Here is a 2,589-nt window from a genome sequence, read left to right on the forward strand (position 1 = left end):
TATCGTTCATGAAAGGCTCATCGGCACCTTCTGCCGCCTGAGCCCGACACCCCGGAAGTTCCGGTTCGGGGCGATCCAAAGAAGGGGTGCACGTCACCGTGATCGACGGACTCTACCAAAATCTGGAGGAGGTTCAGGGGCTCAGGTCAATCGATACCAAGAACCGCGATAACCATCAGGATGCTCCTTCTGCTCCACCATTTGCCCGCGAAGATAGCCGCGTTCGGGGTGGGAAGGCAGTTCATCCCATTAGGTCACGATGCAAGTAGCGATCAAAGGGACTGTCTAAAATGGAACTCGCTGAATTTTCCATCTTTTCTTAGGCGAAAACCGCATTCCATTCGACCCTTCTCAAAGAAAGCATCATAAATATCCAATCCGTTCGGGCTTACACCCTTGAATGACACGTTCTTTAGTGCGCCCAGTTTCGATAAGTCCATGCGTAATAAATCTATATAACTGTTAACGCTCTCTTCTAATTCTGGGATCATATTTTTGTAATCGATATGATTTAGCTGGAAACCCTTAATTAAGTCCCAAATAATTCTTTTGCTATTATTTACTGGAATTTTATTCTTCTCTCTGTACGATATTTCTTCTTCCAGCTTTTTGATAACATCCTCGTCAACGCGAGGAAGGGTACTTTCGCATCCATCGTGGTGAAGAATTGCTTTGGAAACTACATCGTTTGGATTTCGGACAAACGTTACCTGTAGCGGAGCTGTTTTTGAAAAAAATTTCTCTTTGCTTTCAGGGAATATTTCAAGATCTGGATGTCCAGTTAACTGAACCACGAGCTGACCCCTTCGGTGACTTACAACGAAGCCAAGATCGCCATAGTGGTGATAACAACCGGCATAGTCTTCGTAGAAACTGGAATCTATGGTGATTTCGGTGCGCGGTCGACTTTGCTCGTAGCGACGCCATGCAGCAGATGTCACCGTCGAAGACTCTGATGAATTCGTATCCCTTGCAAGCACCAGGAGCTCGTTGACCGACACCGCTTCTTTATCAGCGATCTTCGTCTTCAAATCGTCGATAATGGCGAGGCTATTGTCCGTCCGAATGCGCAAATCCATTAAGGTCTGTCGCTGCATCGCTAACAGCGAGGCCAGATCCGTCGAACGACCTGATAGCACGCTTGCGATCTTGGATAAGGTGAGTCCTAGTTGCTTTAAAACTAGTATCTCATTCAGCCGAGTGATCTCTTCTAAGCCGTACAGTCGCCAGTTTTTTTCAGTTCGTCGGGGCTGAATTAAACCATACTGTTCATATAGGCGGAGAGTTCGGACCGTGAGACCGACACGTTTAGCGCATTGATTTGCGCTTATCCAAATTTCCTTCTTCATTCTCATAGACGTCCGGGGGTAGAGATGCGATCTATGCTCGCACGCCAATCTCAGATGTGTCCAATATTTAACTGCATTTCAGGACCATCCGCCAGTGGGTGATTAGTCCCATAGAGGTGATGCCGGTTTGTGAGACAGGGGGATAAGGTGGATCGACCGATTTGAAGGACGATCCAGGATGAAGACACGCAGACGGTTTTCGGCCGAATTCAAGGCCAAGGTTGCGCTTGAGGCGATCCGCGGTGAGCGGACGATTTTGGTGCCGAGGTGCCTTGACCCCGCGGCAATCGTGCGCAACGTCTCCGCTGCACCCTTGAACAGAATCGTTTAGACCGCCGCCTTCTTCTGGAAAGCGATCGCGGCGAGCTGGAGACCCGCAAGAACCGTGATTTGGTTGCCCGTAGGAGCGTGATCTCTGCTTGAGGGCGCCATTTTGGTGCTGTCCCCGGCGATTTCGGCTGCGGTCGATCCCCACACGGGGGCATTTCCCGTTTCCGGGCAGACTCATCCCATGAGCGCTCGCTTTTCATGGAAGACAAGGCGGTCGAAATTGTACGCCAAGTTGGCCAGCGTCAGTTTTGCCTCGGCACGCTTGATGCCGATGGTACGAATGAACAGCCCGAGTTTGTTCTTCTGGTGGGCGAACACATGTTCGACCTTGGCGCGGATTGCAGACTTGGCGGCATTGGCTCGTGCCATGGTTTTAGGCATTGGCTTGCCCTTGGGCTTGCGCCGGTGAATGCGGCTGGTCAGCATGCGGTCAGCCAGCCATTTCTCATTGCTTTGTGAGCGGTATGCACTGTCGGCCCAGATTTCACTGCCGGTATTCTCCCTGTCGATCACCTGGCGCAGCATACGACCGTCGGCATGGGACGCCGAGGTCACTGCCGCTCCCCGGATAAAACCATAACGGCGGTCAATGGTGATATGGGATTTGTAGCCAAACACGGGAAGCGCGATCATGGGCAGTGGTGTCCCGTCTTCCCTGTAGCGCACCTTGCCCCCTATCTTGAGCGTCCAGCGCGCGTCGGTATCCTTCTGGGCTGCCCTTGCCGGTTTATCGGGCCAGATCTCCTTGGCCGATTTGCCCTGTTTGATCGCTTGCCTTTCATCATCGGTGTTGCGCTGTTTGGGCGCCGGCACCAGGCTGGCGTCCACGATCTGGCCTGACATCGGGATGTACCCCTTCTTGTTCAGTTGCCAGTCAAAAGCTTTCATGACCCGCTTGAGGGTGCCGGTC

General features: G+C 52.0%; 2 protein-coding genes and 1 pseudogene. All 3 read right to left on the reverse strand.

Annotated elements, in window-relative coordinates:
* Positions 1-272: 272 nt before the first annotated feature.
* Positions 273-1,349 (reverse strand): MerR family transcriptional regulator, encoded by a 1,077-nt coding sequence (locus AC07E3_RS21315; RefSeq protein ID WP_478364725.1) that lies wholly within the window; start codon positions 1,347-1,349, stop codon positions 273-275.
* A gap of 252 nt (positions 1,350-1,601) precedes the next feature.
* A pseudogene (locus tag AC07E3_RS21320) lies at positions 1,602-1,718 on the reverse strand (IS91 family transposase); the annotation flags it as partial.
* Between the two features lie 135 nt (positions 1,719-1,853).
* Positions 1,854-2,589 (reverse strand): transposase (locus AC07E3_RS21325; protein ID WP_478364727.1); only part of this gene is annotated, 736 nt, incomplete at its 5' end.

The sequence above is a fragment of the Nitratireductor lacus genome (genome assembly GCF_056431025.1).